This is a genomic window from Phytobacter massiliensis JC163 (assembly GCF_000321045.1).
GTDB classification, from domain to species: Bacteria; Pseudomonadota; Gammaproteobacteria; order Enterobacterales; family Enterobacteriaceae; genus Phytobacter_A; species Phytobacter_A massiliensis.
The window spans coordinates 878,318-881,673 of record NZ_HE578945.1 but is presented as its reverse complement, the minus strand read 5'-3'; the positions used below and the strand labels follow the sequence as shown (position 1 = coordinate 881,673).

The window sequence follows — 3,356 nt, the reverse complement described above, 5'->3', positions numbered from 1 at the left end:
TTCAAACATACTGGTCATTCCGTTACAGATTGTGGTTCAGCCCCGGATGCGCTGCGCTTATCCGGGCTACCAGTGCGCATCCGGGACGGTTAAGCCTGCTGGCTGCGGTGAAACTTTATCCCCTGGATAATCTGCTGATACTGCTGCTGGTGACGCTCATTAAATTCGCCGACGCAGGTCGCCACGTAGCTCACCAGCCTTTTTCCTGCGGGGGGCATATCCAGCAAAATTAAGGTCTGGCGCTGAAAAATCACCCGGTTATCGTTTTTAAACTGATAGAAAAGATCCACCGCCGGATGGCCGTCTACCGTGAGCATTTGCGTCGATTCGAGGTAGAAGTCGGTCAGCGTATCGGTCAGTTCGCGAAGGGTTCTGGCGGCGACGGCGTGCACTTTGTCATCGGGCTGCGCAATGGCGCGCGAGACGACAAAGGTAAAATCGTTGCCGCTGTCTGTGCTGTGCGTAAGTAAATTCATAAGACTGTCTTTTTGTGACGGGTTTGCGGGGCGTCTTAGCGCCCCGGCGAAGAACAGGCTACGGCTGAGGGTTGATAAGCCAGGTGCCCGCATGGGCGACGTTCAGCGTCTGGCTGCGCGTCTGGCCGTTGCCCTCCAGCACCAGGGTGTAACGACCCGGCTGCAGTTTCAGGGTGGCGAAACCGTTGCTGGCGGCGGAGACCGACTGCGGCTCGCCGTTGAGGGTCAGCTTCTCGCCCTCTTTCATGCGGATATAAACCTGCGCGATGGCCACCGGCAACGGCGTGGCGTCCGGTTTTTCCTCAGCGCTCTGCCCGGCGGTGGCGGCAGGCTGGGCCGCGGTAGCAGCGCGGTTATCGGTAGCGGCAGGCGGCGGGGTCGGGGCCACCTCAGGCTGCGTTTGCGCAGGGGAATTTTCCGCTGTCTGCGCCGTTTCGCGCTCCGCATCGCCGCCGCTAAAGAGCAGACCGCCCGCCACCAGCCCTACCAGTACGCCTGCGGCAACCAGCCCCGGCACTTTATAACGTCGCCAGTCCAGCGCGCCCGCTTTGGGTTCCACTTCTTCGATGGGCACCAGCATGGTGCCGGGCTGTTTGACATTCAGGACATCGTCCAGCCCCGCTACCGGCATCTCGATCAGCGCCGCAAATTCGTCGATGGTTTGCGGACGGTCTTCCATTTTCAGCGCCAGCGCCTTATCGATGGCCTGTAGCAGCGTGGGGGAATATCCCGGCAGGTTACGCTGCGCCAGCGGCTGGTAGCCATCCTGAATGCTGCGCACTACGCTCACCGGCGGCGGCGAGCCGACAATCAGCGTATGCAGCACCGCGCCCAGCGCGTAAATGTCGGTCCACGGCCCCTGCTCGCTTTCGTTATCGTCGGTGTACTGTTCAATAGGCGCATAGCCCGGGCGCAGCATGGTTTCCGTCTCATCCGAGACCGAACCGATGCTGCGACGGGCGGAGCCGAAGTCCAGCAGCACCGGCAGGCCGTTGTCCTGAATCTGGATGTTATCCAGCGAGATATCCCGGTGCAGGTAGCCTTCATCATGGATGGTTTTGATGGCCCCCAGCAGCATCGGCAACATCCGGCGGATCCAGGCCTCGTTGACCATCTGCGGGTTCTGTTCGCGCAGACGGGACAGGGTGGTGCCGCTGTAAAACACCGTTCCCATGTAGGCGGTATCGTTCTGCACCCAGAAACGCAGCACATGCAGCAGGTTGGGATGGTTGAAGCGCGCCAGCAGACGCGCCTCCTGAATAAAGCTGTTCAGCCCGGCGGAAAAGGCCTTCCCGAAACGCTCGCTGCGTAATACCAGCGTCATATCATCATTGCGCACCGCCAGCGTCGAGGGCATAAACTCCTTAATCGCAATGGTGCGCTCAAGCTGATGATCCCAGGCGCGGTAGACAATGCCAAACCCGCCGCCGCCAATAACCTCCTTGATCTCGAATTCATTAAAGCGGTATCCCGGCGGCAATGCGTTCGGTACAGTCCGGTTGTTATCGTTGTCCGTCATAATGGAAAACTCTCTTGATAGTGGCATTACGCCGCAAACTGACAGTGAAACTCGCCCTGCGCAAAGGTGACGTGGAGACGTCGGTACTGCTCATCGCGCGCGCTGGCGTCGAGCAAAAGCTGGCTCATCTGAGGCAGCAGAGTATTAGTAAGGATAGCGTCAACCATGCGCCCGCCCGACTCTACTTCGGTGCAGCGGGCGACGATCTGGCTTACCACGCTCTCATCAATTTCACAGACGATGCCGTGGTTGTCCGCCAGCCGGCGCACAATGCGCTTGAGCTGCAGGCGAACAATCTGCGCCAGCATGGTTTCGCTGAGCGGATAATAGGGCACCACCAGCAGGCGACCGAGCAGCGCGGGCGGGAAAACCTGCAACAGCGGTTTACGCAGCGCATCGCGCAAGGCGTCCGGCTCCGGCAGCAGTTCCGGGTCGGCGCACATGCCGCTGATAAGATCGGTACCGACGTTTGAGGTCAGAATGATGATGGTATTGCGAAAATCGATGTGCCGCCCTTCGCCATCTTCCATCCAGCCCTTATCGAAGACCTGGAAGAAGATTTCATGCACGTCCGGGTGCGCTTTTTCAATTTCATCCAGCAGCACCACGCTATAAGGCCTGCGGCGCACCGCTTCGGTCAGCACGCCGCCTTCGCCGTAGCCCACGTATCCTGGAGGCGCCCCTTTCAGGGTTGAGACGGTATGCGCCTCCTGAAACTCGCTCATATTGATGGTGATAATGTTCTGTTCGCCGCCGTAGAGCGATTCCGCCAGCGCCAGCGCGGTTTCTGTTTTCCCTACCCCGGACGGGCCACACAGCATGAAGACGCCGACCGGTTTATTGGGATCGTCCAGACGGGCGCGGGAGGTCTGCACCCGGCGGGCGATGAGTTCAAGGCCATGGCGCTGGCCGATAACCCGCTCATTGAGGGTGTCGGCCAGTTTCAGCACCGCGTCGATTTCGTTTTTCACCATTCTGCCCAGCGGGATACCGGTCCAGTCGCTGACCACGGCGGCAACGATGTTGGCATCCACCGCCGCGAACAGCAGCGGGGTATCGCCCTGAATCTCCCGAAGGCTCTGCTGGCAACGGCTGAGCTCAGCCCGCAGTTCAGCCGCGCCTGCCTCATCGGCGAGGCTCAACTCACCGCGCAGGCGAATGATGTCGTCAACCTGCGCCTGCTCCTGCTGCCAGCGGGCGGTCAGCGCGTCGCGCTCTTGACCGAGCTTTGCCAGTTCATCCTGCAATGTCATCGCGCGGGCGTCATCCCCGGCGGCCATCCGCGCTTCGCGTCGGGCAATGTCCAGCTCGACTTCCAGCGCCGCGATGCGATGCTGGCAGTCTTCAAGCTGCGGCGGCGG

At 60.6% G+C, this 3,356-nt stretch carries 3 protein-coding genes; all 3 read right to left on the bottom strand.

Annotation, left to right across the window (positions count from 1 at the left end; translation table 11 throughout):
* Nucleotides 1-89 precede the first annotated feature (89 nt).
* Nucleotides 90-476, bottom strand: coding sequence for a DcrB-related protein (locus ENTHG_RS04445; protein WP_044174217.1), 387 nt, complete (start codon nt 474-476; stop codon nt 90-92).
* A gap of 58 nt (nt 477-534) precedes the next feature.
* Nucleotides 535-1,995 (bottom strand): serine/threonine protein kinase, encoded by a 1,461-nt coding sequence (locus ENTHG_RS04440; protein ID WP_044174209.1) that lies wholly within the window; start codon nt 1,993-1,995, stop codon nt 535-537.
* A gap of 26 nt (nt 1,996-2,021) precedes the next feature.
* Nucleotides 2,022-3,356 (bottom strand): AAA family ATPase (locus tag ENTHG_RS04435; RefSeq protein WP_044178977.1); only part of this gene is annotated, 1,335 nt, incomplete at its 5' end.